Genomic DNA, 21,963 nt, shown 5'->3' on the forward strand with positions numbered 1-21,963 from the left:
CTAGTTCAAGCTGGCGCGTGTCGGGGCCTGCTCCAGCAGATCACCCCAGTCTGTGCGGTATGCCATCTCTGCCAGAACCGTGTCCGGCAGGAACTCCTGATTCTGCCGGATTTGCCAGCCGCCGCCCAGCCCTTTGTAAACGGACACCAGATTGGCCGAGACCTCTTGCTGCGCCTGAATCAGATTGGATTGGGATCGCAGCAGCGCGGTTTGCGTGTTCAGGACCCGCGAATAGTCGGCGATGCCATCGCGGTACTGATTGACCGCGATTTCAGAGGCTTTGCGCGATGCCTCGACGCTGCGTTGGTAGAAGGTGACTTGTTTGCGGGCTTCGGAGTAAGCGACCATGGCGCTTTCAACCTCGGAATAGGCGGACAGGACCGTATTCTGGTAATTGGCGATCAACGCCTGATACGCCGCGTCCTGCGCCCGGACATTGTTCTTGATCCGTCCGTAATTCAGAACGTTCCAGACCACCCCGGCACTGGCCAGCCCGGTCGTGCTGTTGGACGAAAACAGATCGCGCCCGCCCGAGGCCTGCAGCCCGATCGACCCAGACAGGATGAACTGCGGATACAGATCAGCCAGCGCGATTCCCACCTGCGCCGATTGCGTTGCGGCGGCCAACTCTGCCGCCCGCACGTCCGGGCGACGCCGCAGTAATTCAGCAGGAACACCCACGGCGACATTGGACCGCGCCGAAGGGATGGTCCCCGAGCGGCTGAGCATGCTGTTCACCCGCGATGGTGTGTTGCCCAGCAAAACCGCCATCGCGTTCTTGCCCTGCTGCAACTCGGTTTCCAGTTGTGGCACAACGGCCTTGGTGTTGTTCAGCAAGGCGGTGGATTCCTGCACGTCCAGCTCGGTCGTCACACCGTTGTTGAACCGCAGTTGAGTCAGGTCGGCAGATTCTTGTTGCAGCCTGATATTCTCGCGCGCGACACCAAGACCCTCCTGCACGGCCCTAATGTTGATGTAGAGCGCGGCCACATCCCCGGTCAGTGTCACCAAAGCGTCGTCGTAATTGGCAACCTGCAGCGCCAGATTGGACCGGGCGGCCTGTACGCCGCGCCGCTGCTGCCCCCAGATGTCCAGTTCCCATTGCGCATCGAACCCGACCTGCGAGGTCGAAAACTCGGTGTCCAAAGGAATGATCCGGTTGATGTCGGAAATCGGCCCCAAATTCTCGCTGATCTGACGCCGTTCAATCGAGCCTCCGATGGCCTGCGACTGCGGATAAAGCTCTCCGAAAGCAATGCCAAGCTGGGCTCGGGCCTGCAAGACGCGGGCTCCGGCCACCTGTAATGTCAGGTTTTGGGCATAGGCTTCGGCGATCAGTGTGTTCAGGGTGGGATCGTTGAATGTCTCCCACCATTTCACCACGGGCGCGCTGCGCGATGTCAGTCCGCTGGCATTGGCATCGGGGCTGTTGACCTCGATCCACTGTTTCACGACCGGAGAGTTTGGCCGAACAAAATCCGGCCCGACCGGCGCGCAGCCGACCAAAAAAGCGGCGCAGATCGCCGATCCCATCAGACGTCGGAAGGTCGATTTTCCCATGGTCAGATATCCAGTGGTCTGATGAAGTTGGCGAAAGAATACAGGCGTATATTGATGCGTCTGAGGAATTCAAAGCTTTTGCCTTGCCCGGTGTAGATGGCCACCGCTGCATGCCCGCCTGCAGGCAAGATATGGTGTTCGGGCAGCTCAACGCTGATCTGGACGGCGATGCGGCCGGGCAGCTCGGGCAATTCGAACCCTGGCAACCGCCCCGAGGGAAGGTACTGGCCCTGACGCGTGGCCCACCAGATCGCCTCGACCTTGCCGGGAAGGATTTCGCCGGGATACAGGTCCAGCGCCACTTCGACCGGCTGCCCGGGTTCCACGAATTTCAGGTTCTGCTGCCGGAACGTGGCAAGGATATAGGGGTTGTCTTCGGTCACGAAACTGGCGATTGCGCCTAGCCGAATATCGCCGACCACCAGCCCGGGGCGGGCCTGTTGCGATACGATCATTCCATTTTCAGGCGCATAAATCGTTGTGTTCTCGAGGAAATACTTGGCTTCGGCCAGTTCCGCCTGGGCCTGCAGAATGCCTGTGTTCACCCCGTCAATCTGAGATTCGAGCGCCAGTTCCGCCTTCTTGAGGTTGGCCAGTGCCTGCTTCACCGCGGCCTCATCCTCGGTCACCTGTTCGTTCCAGCGATCCAGCTCGTCCTGTCGGGCGCCACCTGCCGGAACAAGCGCCTCGTATCGGGCTTGCTGAGTGAAAGCATAGTCCAGCTGCGCGTTGGCGCGTTCAACAGCTTCGGTCGCGGCGACCACATCCTGTTCCAGGATTTTGGCGTTCTGCTCGGCCCCGACCAGCTGTGCCTGAGCCTTCTCAACCGCCAGCGCGAAGACCGTGTCGTCAAACCGATATAGCGGATCGCCTTTTGTCACCTGCGTATTCGGTTCGACCAGAACCTCGGTCAGGATGGTCGGTTGTGTGAGACGCGGCAGAATCTGGATGGTCGACCGGACCACGTGACTGTCGAGCGAGAAGGGCTGAAAGAACCGCAGCGCGACCAGAAAGATCAGCAGCAGATGCGCGCCAACCCAGAACGAGACGATGCCCCAGGTGATGTTGAATTTCAGCCATTTGACCTTGAAGAAGATGAACCAAACGAAAATGACATAAAAAAGCGTGATGCCGAGGGCGACGAACATAATGTGTGATTTCCTTGGGCGTTAGCTTTTCTGCGTCGGGTCGCTGTCGGTCCGGTCCTGATATTCGGGTTTGACCTCGCCGCCCAGCCGTTCGATTTCTTTGCGAATGGCGTCTTTCTCTTCATCGGGGCCGCGCCGCATATCGACCGTGACCCCATCGTGGAAGGCCCAGATAAAGGCGTGAACCCATGGGATTATGGCCAGAAATCCCATCCAGCCCATTATTTTGACCGCTTCGGCGTGTGGGTGATTGCGCTTGATCGCGATGCGTCCGGGCAGCCCCATGATGAACAGGAACAGCGCCATCACGGCTGCAAGCAGCAGGATCAGTGCCACAAATGTCAGATAGTCATAGTAGCCCAGCGGCTGCCCCAACAGTCCCATATCCTTGCCTCCGTTTGGGAAGGTTGTGTCTATCCTCAGGTGTTGCCGCGTCGTTCGTCAATCAGTTTCTCGCGGCCCGACCCATATACGCTGTCGCGTGCCCGGTGTTGGCCATAAAACCGATTTGGCACGTTTTCCGAAGTTGATGCCGCATTTCGAAAACACCAAACGCGGTAGAAGTTCGGCAGATAGGGCGAATCAACCAGACATTGTTTCGTCAGCGTACCTGCAGACCACGATCTCCGTCTGCCAGTCCTGGCAGGCGCGCGCCAAAGAGCTGTTTAACGGGGCATCGGTGAAGAACGTGTCGATATCGGCAAGCGAGGCAATACGCGCGGGGGCTGTGCGCTGGAATTTGGAATGATCCGCCACAAGACACGTGTGTCGCGCCTGTGCAATTATCGTCTGGCTGACCAGAATCTCTTGCAGATCAAAGTCCAGCAGATCGCCCTGCGCATCCAGGGCCGAACATCCGATGACTGCGTTATCAAATCTGAATTGCTGAATGGTCGATACTGCCAGATTTCCCACCAAACCGGCATCCGACCGGCGCAGTACGCCGCCCGCCAGCACGATCTCGCAATTCGGATTGTCGACCAGAATGTTGGCAACATTCATGTTGTTGGTCACAACCAACAGGTTCCTGTGAGACAGCAGTTGCCGGGCAACGGCCTCGGTCGATGTGCCTATGTTCAGAAAGACTGAGCTTCCGTCCGAGATGCCATCGGCGCAACGCTTGGCGATCTCTGCCTTGATGTCGGCGTTCAGTGCGCGCCGGTCATCGTAGCCGATATTCGAGACGCCAGACCGCAAGACGGCACCGCCATGAACCCGGTCCAGCAGTCCCGCTTCTGACAATTCGGTCAGGTCGCGGCGGATGGTTTGTACAGTGACGTCAAAGCGCGCTGCCAAGTCCTCGACCGCGACGCGACCGTCTTGTCTGGCGATGTCTAGAATGTCGGATTGACGGAATGAGAGGGACATGAGGTGCTCCGGATGGGGTTATTTTCGTTTTTGTTCTTTTCTCCCCTTAAGGCAATAAAAACTTGGTAAGATCAGCGCGAAAATGACTCGAAGTTTAGAATATCGCGATTATTCGCGTAAAATCGAAAGAAATCGAAAAATATAGTTGACGGTGCGCGCGCCGATCCGGTTAATGCGCGCAACTCCATCGGATAGGGAATCGGCTGATTATGTCGTCGCAAAACGCTGAGGTGACCGATCTTTTTGTGATCGGTGGCGGGATCAACGGGTGTGGTATCGCACGTGATGCGGCAGGGCGTGGTCTGTCGGTGACGTTGGCCGAGATGAATGATCTGGCTTCGGCCACGTCTTCGGCCTCGACCAAGCTGTTTCACGGCGGGCTGCGGTATTTGGAGTATTTCGAGTTCCGCCTGGTGCGCGAGGCGTTGATCGAACGCGAGACATTGCTGCGCGCGATGCCTCATATCAGCTGGCCGATGCGGTTCGTCTTGCCTTACCACGCTGATATGCGTTTCGATTCCGATACACCGACCTCGCGTTTATTAGGGCTGGTGATGCCCTGGATGCGCGGCCGGCGCCCAGCCTGGCTGATCCGGTTGGGATTGTTCATGTATGACCATCTCGGCGGACGAAAGATTCTGCCGGGAACCCGCTCGGTCAATCTGCGCATGGGGCCCGAAGGAAAGCCGTTGCTGGGCAAGTTCGAAACTGCCTATGAATACTCGGATTGCTGGGTCGAGGATTCCCGTCTGGTGGTCCTGAACGCCCGCGATGCCGAGGCGCGCGGCGCGACAATCATGGTCCGGACCGAGGTTGTATCGGCTGAGCGTGTGGGCGATCTTTGGGAGGTTACGATCAGGGATCGCGACAGTGGTGAAGTCAAAAAAATCCACGCAAAGATGCTGATTAACGCAGGCGGGCCGTGGGTTGGCGATATCATCCAGACCAAAATCCGAATTAACTCGCGCGAGGGTGTCCGTCTGGTGCGCGGCAGCCATATCGTGACGCGTAAGCTATACGATCATGACAAGTGTTACTTCTTTCAGGGCCAAGATGGTCGTATCATTTTCGCCATTCCCTATGAGCAGGATTTTACTCTGATTGGAACGACCGATCAGGATCACTCTGATCCGTCGGAACGCCCGGTCTGTACCGAAGCCGAGCAGGATTACCTGTGTGCCTTCGCGTCAAAATACTTCGAAACCGCAATCAGCCGCGATGATGTTGTCTGGACCTACTCCGGCGTGCGTCCTTTGTACGACGACGGGGCCAGCAGCGCGACGGCGGCCACGCGGGATTATACGCTGAAGGTGGACGCCGAGGGTGGGGCGCCTGTGCTCAATGTTTTTGGCGGCAAGATCACAACGTATCGCCGCCTTGCCGAAAGCGCACTGGAAAAGGTGGCCGAGCAATTTCCAGATCTTGCAGGGCCATGGACGGCGGGTGTTCCATTGCCGGGTGGGGACTTCCCGGTGGACGGGGTGGAGGCTTTGGTCGATGCCCTGATGCGGGATTACGGTTTTCTGGACCGACCCTGGGCAGAGCGCCTTGTACGTGCCTATGGCACCGACGCGCGTATCATCCTCGGGTCGGCGCACAAGCCCGAAGATCTGGGTGAAGCCTTCGGTGCGACACTGACCGAGGCAGAGGTGAAATGGCTGATCGACAAGGAATATGCGCGCCGCGCCGAAGACGTTGTCTGGCGGCGCAACAAGCAGGGACTACGATTGTCTGAACCCCAGATCGCGCGGATCGATGCGTGGATGGCGACTCAGCTTTAGCAGGCAAATGCAGTAATCAAAAAAAAGCCCCGCCAGCTTGGCGGGGCTTTCAGCTTTGGCGCTCAGGCCGCTGTTTCAGTTGGGTCCGGGTCTTTCTTGCCGCCCTTCAGAAGCTCTCGCAAACTCTGCATCACGGCGTAAAGGACAGGTACAAGGATCACGCCAAACAGCGTGGCTGCAAGCATTCCGCCGAACACGGCGACCCCGATCGCCTTTTGGCTGGCCGCACCCGCGCCGCTGGCGGCCAGCAGCGGGACCACACCCAACAGGAAGGACAGGGCCGTCATCATCACCGCGCGGAAACGCTGGTACGCGGCCTCGGCTGCGGCGTCCTTGATCGAACGCCCACTGGCGCGCTGTTCCATCGCGAATTCCACGATTAGAATCCCGTTCTTCGAGGCAAGCCCCACCAGCATGATCATCCCGATCTGCGTATACAGGTTGATGTCACTGCCCACGATTGCCACGGCGGCTACCGCGCCAAACAGAGCCACGATCACCGACAGAAGGATCGAGACAGGCATCGTCCAGCTTTCATATTGTCCCACAAGGAACAGATAACCGAACAACACCGCCAGCCCGAGGATCACAATCACCAGCCCGCCGGACGCCAATTGTTGTTGTGCCGTGCCGGTCCATTCGAACGTGTAACCCGGGGGCAGGGCGGTCTCAGACTCTTCCGTCATGACCCGGATCGCATCCCCCGAAGACAACCCTTCTGCCGGGACGGCAGTCACCGTCGCCGAACGGAACAGGTTATGCCGTTTCAGCAAGACCGGCCCCAACACGTTTTCCACGTCGATCAATGTGCCCAGCGGCACCATTTCGCCTTTGGTCGAGCGGACATAGAGGTTCGAGATATCCTCGACATTGTCACGATAGCTGCCATCGGCCTGGATCATGACGCGGTAGACACGGCCAAACAGGTTGAAGTCGTTGACGTAATACGACCCCAGCTGCGCCTGCATGGTCTGGAATATCTCTGAGACCGACACTTGCAGGGTCTTTGCTTTCTCGCGATCCAGATCGACGAACAGCTGCGGCACGTTGGCCCGGAAGGTTGTATAGGCCTGCCCGATTTCCGGCCGCTGGTTGGCTGCGTAGACGTAAGAGCCGACAGCCGAGGCCAGGTCCTGTGGCGATCCGCCACCGGTTTGCTGAACTTCCATTTCGACGCCCGCTGACATGCCAAGACCCTGAATGGGCGGGGGGTTGAATGCCACGATTGACGCGGCGGATTCGCCGTTCGCGATGGCGAGAACCTTGCCCAAAATGGCGTCGGCGGTCAGGTCGTCGTCCTGCCGTTCCTCCCAGTTGTCAAGGTTGACAAAGATCGCGGCGCCGTTGGTGATCGTGCCGTTCAGCAACGAAAACCCGTTCACCAGAACCGTATTGGCGACGCCGGGAATCTCTCGGATTTGATCATCGACCCGTTTGGTCACGGTTTCTGTCCGCTCCAGCGTCGCGGCATCGGGCAGCTGCACGTCCACAAACAGATAGCCGTTATCCTCCAGCGGAAGAAAGCCCGACGAGGTGTTCGACATGATGGTCACGCCGCCAAAAGCGAAGGCGCCGATGATCGCCAGCGAGACGACCGGCAGGATCAGTAACTTGCGCACAACGGATACATAGCCGCCTCGGATGCCGCCGATGAACGATTCAAAGACGGCCAGAATGCCCTTGGGCGGGCCAGAGCGTGCGCGCAGCACAAGACCACACAATGCGGGCGACAGGGTCAGCGCGTTGATCGACGAGATGACCACAGCGGTCGAGATCGTCACCGCGAATTGCGAGTAAAGTCGCCCCGAGATACCCGGCATGAAGGTGACGGGCACGAAAACGGCAAGCAGAACCAGTGTTGTTGCGATGACAGGGCCAGTGATCTGCCCCATCGCTTTTCGTGTCGCCTCGGCCGGAGGCAAGCCTTCGTCGGCAATGATACGTTCAACGTTTTCGACTACGACAATCGCGTCATCCACCACGATCCCGATGGCCAGAACCAAGGCAAACAGCGAGATCGTGTTAAGCGACATTCCAAACAACAGCAGGAAGGCAAATGTTCCGATCAGAGACACCGGAATAGCCACGGCAGGAATGATGGTGGCCCGCCAACTGCCAAGGAAGACAAACACAACCGAGATCACCAGAATGAAGGTCAGGATCAGGGTGGAAACCACGTCATTTAACGATTGCTCGACGAAATCCGTGGTGTTGAACGGAACATCATATTCCACATCTGTCGGGAAGGTTCGGGACAGACGGTCCAGTTCGGTCTGAACACGCTCGGCCACCGCCAAAGCGTTGGCGCCCGGCGCCTGATAGATACCGATCACCGTGGCTGGAACGCTTTGGTAAAAGCCCGAGGCGGCATAAAACTGAGCACCCAGTTCGACCCGCGCAATGTCACGAACCCGAACGATCGAGCCCGCATCACCTGTGCGGATCACGATATCGCCGAATTCCGCAGCCGATGTCAGCCGGCCTTTGGTCTTGATCGTGTATTGAAACGTCTGACCTTCGGGCACCGGGGGCGCGCCGATGGAACCGGCTGAGACCTCGATATTCTGTTCCCGAATGGCGCTGATCACATCCCCGGGCGTGATCGACAGGGCCGCCATTTTGTCCGGGTCCATCCAGATCCGCATGGCGTATTCCAGATTGGTCAGGACGTCGGCTTTGCCGACGCCCTGAATCCGCGCCAGCGCGTCTTTAAGGTTGATCGACGCATAGTTGGACAAAAACACACTGTCATAGGTGCCGTTCGGTGATGTCAGGGTCACCAGAAGCAGCATGTTTGTAGAGGATTTTTGCGTGACGACGCCCGAGGCTGTCACCTCGGTCGGCAGCGATGACATGGCCTGCGCCACCCGGTTTTGCACGTTGACCGACGCAATGTCGGGGTCGGTGCCCACCTCGAAGGTCACGTTCAGCGAGTAAGAACCGTTATCGGAGGAAGTCGACGTCATGTAGATCATGTCGTCGACACCATTCACCTGCGCCTCGATCGGGGCGGCAACGGTATTCTCTACGGTCTCTGCGTTTGCGCCGGTATACGAGGCTGAAACACTTACAACGGGCGGCGTGATGTCAGGAAACTGCGCTACGGGCAGGACCAGATAGCCGATGCCGCCCATGATGGTCAGCAACAGCGAGATGACAAGCGCCAGCTTCGGCCGGCTGATGAACAGGGCTGAGAACATCTGTTACTCTCCCGGCTGATCAGACGCGACAACGGCGTCCACGGCCACCCCGGGGCGCACGCGTTGCAATCCCTCGACGATCACACTTTCGCCTTCGCGAAGCCCGTCCTTGACGATGACAGATGTCTCAAAATTGTCGCCGGTGGTGATGTAACGCTGTTCGACCATCTGCTGATCGTTGACGACCAGAACAAATGCGCCGCGCTGGTCCCGCTGCAACGCGGCCTGCGGGATCAGAACCTCCAGTGTCGGTTGCAGGGCTTCAATGTGAACACTCAGAAACGCTCCATCAATGATCAATCGGCTGGAATTGTCGAACTGGGCGCGGATGGTAATTGCGCCGGTCAGAGGGTCGATCCTGTTGTCCACAAAGACAATTTTGCCTTCTTCATCCAGTTCCGACCCATTCGGGAGCGTCACGCGGACGATTGGGCTTTTGTTGCTCTCCGCCAGGCTGGCAGCATTCTCGCCTACCACTTCCAGAACGCTGGTAAACTGTTTTTCATTTAGTGAAAAATTGACGTAAATCGGAGCTTCGCTGACGATATTCACCAGAGGCGGGTTCGTAGGTCCGACCACGTCACCCACACTGATCGCAACCCGTCCGATACGCCCAGTAAAGGGCGCGTGAATTTCTGTATAGCTCAGGTCCAGTTCGGCTTGCTGGATTGCGGCCTTCGCTGCTTTGACCTCGGCTTCGGCCACCAATTCATTGGCTCGCGCGATATCGCGTTCGGATTCCGGTGTGGCGTCTCGCTTGTACAGCTCTTCCTTACGCGCCAAATCGACCTTGGCCAGCTCCAGATTTGCCTGCGCCCGGTCCAGGTCGGCATTTCGCGCTTCAAGCGTGGCCTCATAAAGATCGGGTTCGATTGTGAACAGAACATCGCCTTCGTTCACCAATGCGCCGTCTTCGACATTCTGACTATCCAGAAATCCACTGACGCGGGCCACGATATCCGCCTTGTTCAGCGCTTCGGCCCGACCGATAAAGACAGCCTCTTCGGTAATCTCCTGCGTGTAGGCGGCTGCGATGGACACTTTGGGCGGAGCCGCGTCCTCGGCACCTTGTGCAAAGGCGGTCTGCGCCAGGCTCGTGCAGATCACCATCGCCGAACAGGTTAAAATCCCACGCAAAAAGCTGCCGGAGCGGGATGTTGCGAAGATCGGTACAGGGGACATGATAATTGCCTCGTCATGGTAAATCAGGGCGCGACGCCAATCGGGTTTAGCCGACCGAGTCATCTGAGCTTGGCTTGAGGATGGCGGGTTTGCCCGAATTACTCAAGCGTGTTGGTCGCCACGACAGGCGTTTGCGTGCAGAAAATATGCTTTCGCAGCGCAGGCTTACCGCCACACCTCGCAAATCAGCGGGTGACGGAACAAAGGTAATGTCAAACGCAGGTGTAACGGCCAGAGGGTTCCCCCTCTGGTCTCATGTGCGTTTGACTGGCTCAGGTGCGCGTACCGGCAAAGCGGGATTGCCAATCCTCGCGCTGTTCATCGGCGATCTTGGTAAACAATACATCGGGAACCGTGAACTCGTGACCCGCGGGCAGGGCGTTCAGCGCGGCGTCGACGTCGTCAGGCCAACCCGTGTCCAGCGTGTTCATCGCGCTGAACATCCGGGCTGAGGCATCGGGAATGAACGGTGCGCTGAGTACGGCATACAGACGGATCAGGTTCAGACCCAGGCGCACCTGTGCCGCTGCCTGCTCGGGGTCTTCCTTAAATTTCGACCACGGCGCGGCGGCTTGCAGATATTCGTTCCCAGCAACCCAGATGGCCCGCAGTTCCTGAGCGGATTTGCGAACCTCCATCGCCTCCATAAAGCCCTCATAGGCCCGAACGCGTTTCGTGAGCTCCGTGATCAAAGCCTGTTCGCGTTCACCGTGCGAACCGCCTTCGGGCACAGCCTCGCCAAACTTCGAACGGCAGAATTTGGTAATCCGGCTGACGAAGTTGCCCAGCACATCGGCGAGGTCCTTGTTCACGGACTGCTGGAAGTTCTCCCACGTGAACTCACTGTCGCTGCTCTCGGGCGCATGGCTTAGCAGCCACCAGCGCCAATAGTCGGCAGGCAGAATTTCCAGTGCCTGATCCATGAACACGCCGCGACCTTGCGAGGTCGAGAACTGGCCACCGTCATAATTCAGATAGTTGAACGATTTCAGGTGATCGACCATCTTCCACGGCTCGCCCGAACCCAGAATGGTGGCCGGGAAAGAAAGCGTATGGAAGGGCACGTTGTCCTTGCCCATGAACTGCACATACCGCACGTCATCCGCGCCTTTGTCGGTGCGCCACCAGCGCTCCCATTCGGCATCCGGTTTGCCAGTGGAATCAGCCCATTCCTTGGCGCAGGCAATGTATTCGATGGGGGCATCGAACCAGACATAGAAGACTTTGCCCTCCATGCCGGGCCAGTCCTGATCACCTTTTTTGACCGGCACACCCCAGTCCAGATCGCGGGTGATGCCGCGATCCTGCAGCCCGTCGCCATCATGCAGCCATTTCTTGGCGATGGATGTGGTCAGGATCGGCCAATCGGTCTTGGAGTCGATCCACGCGTCCAGCTGATCTTTCATCGCGGACTGGCGCAGATAGAGGTGCTTGGTCTCGCGCACCTCCAGATCGGTCGAGCCGCTGATCGCGCTGCGCGGTTCGATCAGATCGGTCGGGTCCAGTTGCTTGGTGCAGTTCTCGCACTGATCGCCGCGCGCACGGTCATAACCGCAATTGGGGCAGATGCCCTCGATATAGCGGTCCGGCAGAAACCGGCCGTCGGCATTGGAATAGACCTGCTTTTCGCTGACCTCACGGATCAGCCCGGCCTCGTCCAGCTTGCCCGCAAAATGCTGGGTCAGATGCTTGTTCTGATCGCTGGACGAACGACCAAAGTGATCGAAGCTAAGCCCGAAACGCTTGGCGATATCGGCCTGTACCGCGTACATATCCGCACAATACTCCGCAACCGGCTTGCCCGCCTTGGCTGCTGCCAGTTCAGCAGGAGTGCCGTGTTCGTCGGTGGCGCACAGAAACATGACCTCGTTCCCCCGGCCACGCTGATAGCGTGCGTAAAGATCGGCGGGCAGCTGCGAGCCGATCAGGTTGCCGAGGTGTTTGATCCCGTTGATGTAGGGGATCGCCGAGGTGATGAGAATCCGAGCCATGTTCCGTTTCCACGTATCTAACTGCGCGCTCGTCTACCTTATGTGACCGCCCAGCAAAAGCCCGGCTTTCATGGTGTTGTCGTTTTAGTCCCCCGGGAATTCAAAAACAGACTTGTTTTGCGCTGCCGGATTGCAACTCTGGGATTGGCGGGATTATCCATAGGTTGAAATATAGAATCACAAACTCTTGAAATTAATGAGATGACCTCCCATCTTAATTGCATACCAAAGTATACAATAAAAGGGACATTGTGCTGATGTTCAGCTTTCTGCTTGAGGGTGCGTTTGTGCCCTTTACCATTGCGCTTGCGCTCTTGTTCGGCCTTCTGGGGCTGGAACTGATTGCGCTGATGCTGGGCGGCAGTCTGATGACGGGCGAGGGCGACGTTGATCTGGAAGTAATCGATGCCCCCGATCTGGACGTCGCTGATTTTGATCTTGATATCGATGCGGATATCGACCTGGGCGATTTCGAACTGGCCGAGGTTGAGGCCGAGATGCCCGAGGGCGCATCAGCTGGGCCTTTCGGGTGGCTGGGCATTGGCAAGATGCCGTTCATGATCTGGTTGGTGGTTCTGCTTGCAGGCTTTGGTCTGTCCGGCATGGGTCTGCAACTGGCCCTGCGTGACCTGTTGGACTTTGACCTGCCGACTTGGATGGCCGCGATCCCTGCCTGCGCCTTCGGCCTGTGGTTCGCACGTGGATTTGGCGGCGTTTTTGCCCGCCTTCTGCCCAAAACCGAAACCGAAGCGATGTCCGAACGGATGCTCGCCCGACGTCGGGGCGTGATCACGCAGGGCACTGCATCCCGAGGCCGTCCCGCCGAGGTGCGCGTGATGGATCGGTTCGGAAACACTCATTACCTGCGCGCAGAACCGCTGCAGGACAAGGATGCGCTGGATCAGGGAACCGAAGTCCTTGTTCTGCGTGATCGACGGCGCGACCGGTTCGTTCTGGTCGGCATGTCTGACTAACCAAGTTTTTTTAACCCCAAGAAGGAGGATTTGCATGGAACTTCAATTCCTGGCCGTCACAGTTGTGACCATTTTAGCGGTACTTTTATTCATCGGTCTTGTGCTGGGCCGTCTCTATCGTCGCGCGACCCGCGAAGTCAGCCTGGTCAAAACCGGAGCAGGCGGCAAGAAAGTCATCATGGATGGTGGCGTCATCATTGTGCCGCTGTTGCATGAGGTGAGCCCGGTCAACATGAAGACCCTGCGCCTTGAAGTGCAGCGCAGCGGCGAGGCTGCCCTGATTACCAAAGACCGGATGCGCGTGGATGTTGGCGTTGAATTCTACGTCTCGGTCATGGCCACCGAAGAGGGGATCGCGCGCGCAGCCCAAACGCTGGGTGATCGCACCTTCGACGTCGAGCAACTGCGCGAGATGATCGAGGGCAAGCTGATCGATGGTCTGCGCGCCGTGGCCGCTCAGATGACCATGGACGGTCTGCATGAAAACCGCGCCGACTTTGTGCAGGAGGTGCAGAATGCGGTGTCTGAGGATCTGTTGAAAAACGGTCTGTCGCTGGAATCTGTCTCTTTGACTGCGCTGGACCAGACGCCGTTCGAAGCTCTGGACGAGAACAACGCGTTTAACGCCGTTGGTATGCGTAAACTGGCCGAGGTGATCGCGGTTTCCAAGAAAGAACGCGCCCAGATTGATGCCGAGGCCGAGGTCGAAGTGCGCCGCGCCGCGATGGAGGCTGAGCGCCAGAAGTTGCTGATCGAACAGGACGAAGCGCAGGCGCGGATTGAGCAGACGCAGAAGGTCGAAACCCTGCGCGTGGCGCAAGAGGCCGAGATCGCGGCGCGGACCGAGGACTCGGTCCGTGAAACCGAGCGCGCCCGGATCGCGCGTGAAGAGGCCATTCGTGCGGCTGAGATTGAGCGGGAGCGCAAAATCCGCGACGCCGAGATCGCCAAAGAGCGTGAGATCGAAGTGGCCGAACAGGAACGTCAGATCATCATCGCGCAGAAATCCGAAGAGGAAAGCCGCGCGCGTGCCTCTGCTGATCTGGCCCGCGCCGAGGCGACCAAGGCGACCGAAGCCGTGGCGACTGCGCGTGAAGTGGCTGAGGCCGAGCGTCAGAAGCAGATCGTTCTGATCGAAGCGACCCGTGAAGCCGAACGTCAGGCCACCGCGATCCGTCTGGCCGCGCAGGCCGAGAAAGAGGCCGCTGCCGACCGCGCCGAAGCGCGCCGTGAGGAAGCTCAGGCCGAAGCGGATGCGCTGAATATTCGCGCGGAGGCCAAGAAGAACGACATGCTGGCCGAAGCGGAAGGTAAGCGTGCGATTGTCGAGGCTGACAACGCTCTGTCGTCCGCTCAGATCCGCATGAAGGTGGATCTGGCACGGATCGAGACTATGCCCTCTATCATCTCGGAAATGGTCAAACCGGCTGAGAAGATCGACTCGATCAAGATCCATCAGGTTGGTGGTATTGGTGGTACGACTGGTGGCAGTGCATCGGGCGGAGACAAGCCGGTGGTCAATCAAGCTCTGGATTCGATCATGGGGATGGCGGTGCAGATGCCCGCGCTCAAGAAACTGGGCGAGGAACTGGGCCTGTCGATGGAGAATGGCGTTGGTGGCGTGGTCAACGGGGCGCTGGATGCAACGCCCGACCCGGCCGACACCGTTGAGGTGCTGGAGGATGAGATGCCTCCGACCCAATAACCAAAGCAAGGGCCGGGATTTCCCGGCCCTTTATTCTTCGCGCGATCGTTTCAGCAAGCGCCCGATAGTAAAGGACGTGCGCGGGGCATAGACATAATTGGTGCGTTCGTCTGGTGTGGGGCGCGACCGCATTCGGGCCAGTCCAAACACAATCAGGAAAACATGACCCAACGCGACAAAGGCAAACAGCGCTCCGGGTCCATACTGCTGGATCAGTGAGGACGAAACATAGGGCGAGGCGATCGCCCCCAACGCGTACCAGAACATCAGAGCAGCGGAAAGCTCGACCCGCTGCTCGGTCGTGGCAAAGTCGTTTGCGTGCGCTGACGAAACCGAGAAGATCGGGAAAGTGGTCAGCCCGAAGAACCCGGCGGCCAGCATGACGCCGACCGTTCCTGCCGAACTGGCCAGCATGGTAATGCCGCAGCTGAGAACCGCGGCTGCGGACAGCCAGATCAAGACCCAACGACGGTCATATTTATCGGCCAGCCAGCCCAGCGGATACTGTGCCAGCGCGCCGCCCAGAACAAAAGACGCAAGAAAAAACGCGATCTGATCAACGCCCAGGCCGACCTCTTGCCCATAAACCGGCCCTACCATACGCATGGAGGCCGAGCTGAGCGCTGCGACGATCACACCCGCCACGGCCAGAGGAGAGCTGTGCCATGCAAGCCTGGGTCTCAGGCGCGGTGCGTCCGGGGTTTTGGGTTGGCTGGCCCGTGTCAAGGTCAGCGGCAACAGCGAGGCACAGCACAGGATCGCCAGAATGTTATACGACACATAAGAGGCAGGCGGCAGTACTGCGATGATCAGCTGCGCGCAAAGCGAGGCACCCATATCGGCGATCCGATAGGTGCCCATCGCACGCCCGCGGGTTTCATTGGTCACCTTGGCGTTCAGCCAAGCCTCGATCACCGTATAGCATCCCGCAACGCAGGTGCCCGAGGCAATCCGAAGGACTGCCCAATTACGGGGATCGTCTGTCAATGTATGCCCCAGCAGCCCCATCGCGCCCAGCGCGGTGCAGACCGCAAAAGCCCGGGAATGGCCCACATTGCCCATCAGGCGTGGGGCCCACCAGCAGCCGATGAAGAAACCCAGAAAATGCGCCGACCCCAACAGACCGATCTGTTCCGTCGAGAACTGAAGTGTCAGGCCCGAGATCGCATCCAACGGACCAACTCCGCCCGTCGACAATTGCAGCAGAATGACCGAGAGAAACAGGGCAGCGAAGGAAATAATCGTACGCATAATGGGTTAAGCTTGCCGCATCACCCTGCCGATGCGCGCGGCTTATCGACTTTCTCGCGTCGTTTTTGGCCTATTCGGCCTTTTTGATTTCGGCCCGGATGTCCAGCCCCACGGTGTCCTGTACCAGATCAGCATAGCCGGACGCGCCGAAGTCATGCCGGTTCAGCGCTCCGGTCAGGCGAATGGACAGGTCATCCAGGTTATCCGACGTACTGCCCGGCGGGCGGTACAGATCGGCTTTCAGAACAATCGGGCGTGTGACGCCGCGCACGGTCAGATCTCCGCTGATCTTCGCCCCGCCGGATATTCGCCCGTCTTCACCAAGTTGCACACCGGTCGAGACAAACTGGATCGTCGGAAACCCTTCGGCGTGCAGAACGCTTTCACTCAGCATCGGTTTGCGCGCGAAAGGCAGTCTGGTGCGGGCTTTGGCGACATTCAGGACCACATCAACGCGGCTGTTGAGCAGATCGTTCAGATCGATCTGGATGTCGGCGGATTTGATCGGCATGGTTCCCGACTGGGCGATGCCCGAGACGTCAAAGGTGAAATCAACCGAGGTCTCATCCTGCACCAGCTCGTAAGCCAGTGGCGCGGCCAGACCCGGGCCGGTCAGCGCCAGAGCGGCAAGCCCGGCCAACAGCGTGCGTCGTGTGGTTGAAGTCATGCCAGAACCTCTTGCCTGCGGGGACGCGACCGTTTCAACAGCATCAGCAGGATTGCGATGTTGATCCCGTTCCAAAGGATGCCATTGATAAAGGCCAATTGATAATTTCCGGTTAAGTCGTAAATCCAGCCGGACATCCAGCCGCCCAATGCCATGCCCATGATGGTCATCATCATGACAAACCCGACGCGGGCACCGGCCTCTTGCGGGGGCATGTATTCCCGTACGACCAGCGCATAACTGGGCACGATACCGCCCTGTGCCAATCCGAACATCAGGCTGATGATGTAAAGTGAGACCATCCCGTCGTAGGGCAGGAACAGGAACAAGGCGATGCATTGAAGGATCGACCCGATCAGCAAAGTCATCAACCCGCCCAGCTTATCGGCCACCATTCCCGAGATGACACGGCTGACCACGCCGCCCAGCAACATCAGCGACAGCATCTCGGCCCCGACGGCGGGGCCATAGCCCAGCCCGACGCAATACGAGACGATATGAACCTGTGGCATCGACATCGCCACGCAACAACCGATCCCGGCGAGACCCAGGATATACTGCAGTGCGCGGGGCGAGATTCCGACGCTGCTGGCGTTGATCTGCGCGTTTGTGGCGGCAGTCTGATGCGCCTCGGGGGGGACGTTTCGGCGCAAAAGCAGAGACAGGGGGACGACCACAATCAGCGTGATGACGGCCAAAGTCAGATAGACCTGCTGCCAGCCGTCGCGTGCCAGAATGCCCGACAGCAGGGTGGGCCAGATTGCTCCGGACAGATAGTTCCCACTGGCCACCAGTGCGACCGCGATGCCGCGCCGTTTCATGAACCAGTGCGAGATATCGGCGATCAGCGGCCCGAACCCGATCGAGGTGCCGAGCCCCAGAAACAGATGCGCCAGCGACAGCATTGTCATGTTCGGGGCCAGCGCCACCAGAAGATAGCTTATTGCACTCAGGACGGCGGCCCCGATCAGGGCCTTGGTCACGCCCAGCCGGTCGACCAGTTGCCCCAGCCACATGTTCCCCAGCGCAAAGCCGATCATTGTCAGAACGTAGGGCATCGACGCGGCTGCGCGGCCCGCGTCGAACTGTGCTTCGATGGCAGGCATCACCACGATCACCGCCCACATGCCCACATTCGCCACCGTTGCAATGGCGAGCGTGATCAGAAGGCGCAGCCAGGAATAGCGGCTATCGTGGATTGCGTGGGTCATCCCGGAACGCTAGGGCGGGGCCGGGTCTTTGGCCAGTCACATCTTGCGTGATCACCTGAAGAGTGTCACGCCAAAGCCGCGTCAACCCCGATCCTTTGCAGGTTCAGCCCGGCGCGTGGCTTGGTCTGGGTGGCCTGCCAGCTGACCGGGGGCAGGGCGCGGGCGCGGCGGCGGGTCAGGGTCCAGCAGCGGGCCTCTCCGGCATGATCGGCAGCCATGTGCCAGCGCGTCTCAACCCCCTGCGCGCCGCCATCTCCGGGTGTCAGCAGCAAGCCCAGCGGAGCACGTCCCATCGCGCCGCCCTGTTCGGCGGCCAGATGCATCCGCCGGACCGGCGTCAGCCCCGGCGCACGGGGCAGATCGCCGATGACCAGCGGGATCGCCCCGCTGCGCAGCGCCTCCTCCATGCACCACAGAAGGTCCTCGGGCCGGGTGGGGCGGACAAAGAGGAACCGGGCAGGATCGGCGAAGGGCATCATCCCGTCGGGGTTCAACTGACCAGGCTCCCACGCGGGGGAAATCCACAGGACCTGACCCTGCGCCTGACCGGCCAGCCACATGGCAAAGCTGCGCCGGGCAGGGCCGCAAGCCTCGTGCACGCGGGCCAGTTGCAGGGTGATCTGAGGATGCAGCACCAGCCCTGGTGCGGCACGCGCGGGTTTGCGGCCAAGAAGATTTGTGGACATGCCGTCAGATTAGCATGTTCTCATTTTGTTCTCAATCTGGAAATGCCGTCAGCGCGACAAGACCAGACGACCCTCGGCGAACTGGATATTCGAGAACCGGTGCAGGTAATCCATCCCCAGCAGCGACTGGTGCAAGTCACCCTCGTTGATCGATGCCGGGACATTGCGGTCCGTAATCGGCCCCAGCGTCAGCGTCTCCAGTCGCACCGGAGCGGTCCGGACCTCGCCATTCGCGGTGAGCGCGCGGCCGAAATAATTCAACTGGTCGGGATCGATCCCAATGCGCTCGGCGTCCCGCGCGCTCAGAACAATCTGGCTGGCACCGGTATCGACCAGAAAGTTGATCGTTTCGCCATTTACCTCGACCGGCAAATAGTAATGACCGTCCGGTGCGCGGGGCACCTGGATTGTCTGACCCGTTACTGTCATCTGCGGGACAGGGGCCACGGTGGTTCGGATATCTTCCCACAATCCAACCACAGCGATAACGCCGATAAAAATGAACACCCAGGCCATCGCCTGTTGCAGCGTCTTGTTCAGATTCTGACGGTTCTGCGAGACAAACCACGCCACCACAGCCGCCCCAAGCAGGCTCAAATATGCCAAACGCGCAATGTTGTCGCCATCCATGCTGCTACCCTAACCAATAACCCCGACAGGTATATGGGGATTCAGGATGCAAAACCAAAGGCCTTGAGACCGTCAAGAATGAACTGAACCGACAGTGCAGCCAGCAGCATGCCCAGCAACCGGGTCAGCACGTTCAGGCCGGTTTTGCCCAGTACGCGCGCCACGGCGCCGGATGACAGATACATCACGAACACCATCGCCAGAACGACCAGCATGACGCCGATGACAACTGCCAGCCCCTGAATTCCGGGCTGTTGTCCGGCCAGCAGGATCATGGTGGCAATCGCACCGGGACCGGCAATCAGAGGAATTGCCAGAGGAAAGACCGAAGGGTCGGGGTGTTCTTCTTCTTCGGCACTGTTTTCGCGCCGCTTTGTCCGCCGCTCGAACAACATATCCAGCGCGGTCAGAAACAGCAGCACACCACCGGCCACCCGGAAGGCTTCCATCGAGATGCCGACAAAACCCAGAACGGCCTCGCCGAAGGCTGCGAAAACGGCCAGTATGATACCCGCCGTCAGGCACGCCCTGATCGCAATCGAGCGTCGGGTGTGCCAGTCCATGCCCTGCGTCAGTGCCACAAAGATCGGTGTCTGGGCGGGTGGATCGAGAACCACAAACAGCGTTGTGAATGCGGTGATCAGAAATAGGCTGTCCATCATGCTGCTTTCTCTGCCTGTTCAAGCCGTTCGGCGGCGGCCACCCAAAGGGCCTCGGCCTTTTGCATGGCCTCGACCACTTCGGCGAACTTGCGGTTCCAGGTTTCCAGATCGTTGACACGGTCATCTTCATACAATGCCGGATCGGCCAGCTTGGCCGACAGCTTCTCGTGCATGTCCGATAGTTTCTCGATCCGGTCTTCGCACTTACGTAGATCGGCGCGCAACGCCAGTAACGTATCGCGCGAGGGGCGTTTTGGCTTGGCTGCCTTTGGCTTTTCTTTCACCGGCTTTTCGCGCGCCAGCAGAAGGTTGCGATAGGCTTCGAGATCGCCGTCAAAAGGTTTGACGGTACCTTCGGAAACAAGCCACAGCCGGTCGGCCACCAGCGACAGCAGGTGCATATCGTGGCTGACCAGAACCACTGCACCGGAATAGGCGGTCAACGCCTCGACCAGCGCCTCGCGGCTTTCGATGTCCAAATGGTTGGTCGGCTCGTCGAGGATCAGCATATGCGGCGCGTCGATGGTGGCGATCAGCAGCGACAGCCGAGCCTTTTGCCCGCCCGACAGGCGGCCAACCACTGTTTCGGCTTGATCTGCATTCAATCCGAACCCGGCAAGACGCGAGCGCCACTTGCCCGGAGCCTCATCCGGGCGCAGGCGGCGCAAATGGTCCAGCGGTGTTTCGTCAACGTAAAGCTCATCCACCTGATGCTGCGCGAAATACCCGATGCGCAGCTTGTTGCTGCGTGTCATCTTGCCCGCCATCAGCGGCAGGCGGTCCGACAGCAGCTTGGACAGCGTGGACTTGCCCTGGCCGTTCTTACCCAGCAATGCGATCCGATCATCCTGATCGATGCGCAGGTTCAGGCGGCGCAGCACTTCGGTTTCGCCATACCCGGTCACGCCACCTTCGATCTGAATGATCGGGGGTGACAATTCCTCGGGTTCGGGGAAGGAAAACGCGCGCAGGGCGGCCTCTTGCGGGGTTGAGACCAACTGGATGCGTTCGATCATCTTCAGGCGCGACTGGGCCTGAACGGCCTTCGACGCCTTATAGCGAAACCGGTCCACATAGCTTTGCAGATGGGCGATGCGGGCCTTGGCTTTGGCGTTTTCCGATTCCGCCTGCGCCAGACGTTCGGCACGGCGCTCGGCGAATTTGTCGTAAGGCACCGCGTAATAGGTGAGCTTGCGATCTTCCAGATGCAGGATCGACCCCACAGCGCGGTTCAGCAGTCCCCGGTCGTGGCTGATGATGATGACCGTGTGAGGGTACTTGGCCAGATAGCTTTCCAGCCAAAGCGCGCCCTCGAGGTCGAGATAGTTGGTTGGTTCATCCAGCAGCAGCAGGTCGGGCTGCGCAAACAGCACCGCCGCCAAAGCGACACGCATTCGCCAGCCACCCGAGAAATCCGAACAGGGTTTCAGCTGATCTTCGTCATCAAACCCCAGACCTTTGAGGATCGAGGCCGCACGCGCCTCGGCCGACCAGGCATCGATATCCGCCAGCCGGGTCTGGATCTCGGCGATGCGGGCAGGGTCGGTGGCGCTTTCGGCCTCAGCCAACAGGGAACTGCGTTCGGTATCGGCGGCCAGAACGGTATTGATCAGCGAGACATCGGACGAGGGGACCTCTTGCGCCACACCCCCGATGCGCGCGCGTTTGGGAACGGCGATATTGCCCGATTCCAACGACAACTCACCCCGGATCAGGCGGAACAACGTGGTTTTGCCGGTCCCGTTGCGACCCACAAGGCCGACCTTGTGGCCATCGGGAATAGTCGCGCTGGCCCCGTCGAACAGGGGACGGCCTTCGACGGCATAGGTGATGTCTTCGATCCGTAGCATGGGGGCTGTGTGGCTCAAGCAGAAAGCCGGGTCAATCCGTCATAAGGCATAGACAGGTTTTGAAAGACGGATCGGCCGTGTTAGGCTTTATTGTATT

The 21,963-nt window shown here is 59.3% G+C and carries 17 protein-coding genes; 3 read left to right on the forward strand and 14 right to left on the reverse strand.

Annotated features, from left to right (window positions below):
- The 4 genes from ACRZ9X_RS04850 to ACRZ9X_RS04865 form a co-directional block, all read right to left on the reverse strand.
- The gene (locus ACRZ9X_RS04850) at positions 1–1,560 is read right to left on the reverse strand and encodes an efflux transporter outer membrane subunit (RefSeq protein WP_480516355.1); all 1,560 of its coding nucleotides are present in this window, start codon (positions 1,558–1,560) and stop codon (positions 1–3) included.
- Positions 1,561–1,562: 2 nt separating this feature from the next.
- A complete protein-coding gene (locus ACRZ9X_RS04855; RefSeq protein ID WP_480516357.1) occupies positions 1,563–2,708 on the reverse strand; it encodes an HlyD family secretion protein in 1,146 nt (381 codons plus the stop codon).
- A 21-nt stretch (positions 2,709–2,729) separates the two neighbouring features.
- On the reverse strand, positions 2,730–3,092 hold the full coding sequence (locus tag ACRZ9X_RS04860; RefSeq protein WP_480516359.1) for a DUF3302 domain-containing protein: 363 nt from the start codon (positions 3,090–3,092) through the stop codon (positions 2,730–2,732).
- Between the two features lie 198 nt (positions 3,093–3,290).
- Complete coding sequence (locus ACRZ9X_RS04865; RefSeq protein ID WP_480516361.1) at positions 3,291–4,076, reverse strand: DeoR/GlpR family DNA-binding transcription regulator; 786 nt, start codon at positions 4,074–4,076, stop codon at positions 3,291–3,293.
- Positions 4,077–4,285: 209 nt separating this feature from the next.
- Between ACRZ9X_RS04865 and glpD the strand changes: the two genes are divergently transcribed.
- Positions 4,286–5,857 carry a glycerol-3-phosphate dehydrogenase gene (glpD, locus tag ACRZ9X_RS04870; protein ID WP_480516363.1) on the forward strand — a complete coding sequence of 524 codons (1,572 nt, stop codon included), beginning with the start codon at positions 4,286–4,288 and terminating at the stop codon, positions 5,855–5,857.
- A gap of 62 nt (positions 5,858–5,919) precedes the next feature.
- On the opposite strand, the gene ACRZ9X_RS04875 is transcribed toward glpD, so the two are convergent.
- From ACRZ9X_RS04875 to metG, 3 genes are all read right to left on the reverse strand, one after another.
- Entirely contained in the window at positions 5,920–9,057 is a 3,138-nt protein-coding gene (locus tag ACRZ9X_RS04875; protein ID WP_480516365.1) for an efflux RND transporter permease subunit, read from the reverse strand.
- 3 nt (positions 9,058–9,060) lie between these two features.
- Positions 9,061–10,167, reverse strand: a complete 1,107-nt coding sequence (locus ACRZ9X_RS04880; protein ID WP_480516587.1) for an efflux RND transporter periplasmic adaptor subunit — start codon at positions 10,165–10,167, stop codon at positions 9,061–9,063.
- A 344-nt stretch (positions 10,168–10,511) separates the two neighbouring features.
- On the reverse strand, positions 10,512–12,230 hold the full coding sequence (gene metG, locus ACRZ9X_RS04885) for a methionine--tRNA ligase (protein WP_480516367.1): 1,719 nt from the start codon (positions 12,228–12,230) through the stop codon (positions 10,512–10,514).
- Between the two features lie 257 nt (positions 12,231–12,487).
- On the opposite strand from metG, the gene ACRZ9X_RS04890 reads away from it, so the two are divergent.
- Both ACRZ9X_RS04890 and ACRZ9X_RS04895 read left to right on the forward strand, forming a co-directional pair.
- Positions 12,488–13,204: an OB-fold-containig protein gene (locus ACRZ9X_RS04890; RefSeq protein ID WP_480516369.1), complete on the forward strand. Its 717-nt coding sequence runs from the start codon at positions 12,488–12,490 to the stop codon at positions 13,202–13,204.
- A gap of 34 nt (positions 13,205–13,238) precedes the next feature.
- A complete protein-coding gene (locus ACRZ9X_RS04895) occupies positions 13,239–14,909 on the forward strand; it encodes a flotillin family protein (protein WP_480516371.1) in 1,671 nt (556 codons plus the stop codon).
- A gap of 30 nt (positions 14,910–14,939) precedes the next feature.
- Here ACRZ9X_RS04895 and ACRZ9X_RS04900 read toward each other — a convergent pair whose 3' ends face one another.
- The 7 genes from ACRZ9X_RS04900 to ACRZ9X_RS04930 all read right to left on the reverse strand — a co-directional run bounded on the left by ACRZ9X_RS04900 (position 14,940) and on the right by ACRZ9X_RS04930 (position 21,866).
- The gene (locus ACRZ9X_RS04900; protein ID WP_480516373.1) at positions 14,940–16,160 is read right to left on the reverse strand and encodes an MFS transporter; all 1,221 of its coding nucleotides are present in this window, start codon (positions 16,158–16,160) and stop codon (positions 14,940–14,942) included.
- 70 nt (positions 16,161–16,230) lie between these two features.
- Positions 16,231–16,827, reverse strand: a complete 597-nt coding sequence (locus tag ACRZ9X_RS04905; protein ID WP_480516375.1) for a YceI family protein — start codon at positions 16,825–16,827, stop codon at positions 16,231–16,233.
- A complete protein-coding gene (locus ACRZ9X_RS04910; protein WP_480516377.1) occupies positions 16,824–18,038 on the reverse strand; it encodes an MFS transporter in 1,215 nt (404 codons plus the stop codon). The genes ACRZ9X_RS04905 and ACRZ9X_RS04910 overlap by 4 nt, the downstream gene beginning before the upstream one ends.
- 65 nt (positions 18,039–18,103) lie before the next feature.
- Complete coding sequence (locus ACRZ9X_RS04915; RefSeq protein ID WP_480516379.1) at positions 18,104–18,724, reverse strand: ImuA family protein; 621 nt, start codon at positions 18,722–18,724, stop codon at positions 18,104–18,106.
- 48 nt (positions 18,725–18,772) lie between these two features.
- Positions 18,773–19,354 carry a retropepsin-like aspartic protease family protein gene (locus ACRZ9X_RS04920; protein WP_480516381.1) on the reverse strand — a complete coding sequence of 194 codons (582 nt, stop codon included), beginning with the start codon at positions 19,352–19,354 and terminating at the stop codon, positions 18,773–18,775.
- Between the two features lie 41 nt (positions 19,355–19,395).
- Positions 19,396–20,016 carry a MarC family protein gene (locus ACRZ9X_RS04925; RefSeq protein ID WP_480516383.1) on the reverse strand — a complete coding sequence of 207 codons (621 nt, stop codon included), beginning with the start codon at positions 20,014–20,016 and terminating at the stop codon, positions 19,396–19,398.
- Entirely contained in the window at positions 20,013–21,866 is a 1,854-nt protein-coding gene (locus tag ACRZ9X_RS04930; protein ID WP_480516589.1) for an ABC-F family ATP-binding cassette domain-containing protein, read from the reverse strand. Before ACRZ9X_RS04930 ends, ACRZ9X_RS04925 begins: the two co-directional genes overlap by 4 nt.
- Positions 21,867–21,963 lie beyond the last annotated feature (97 nt).

The sequence above is a fragment of the Ruegeria sp. AL1 genome (assembly GCF_056540905.1).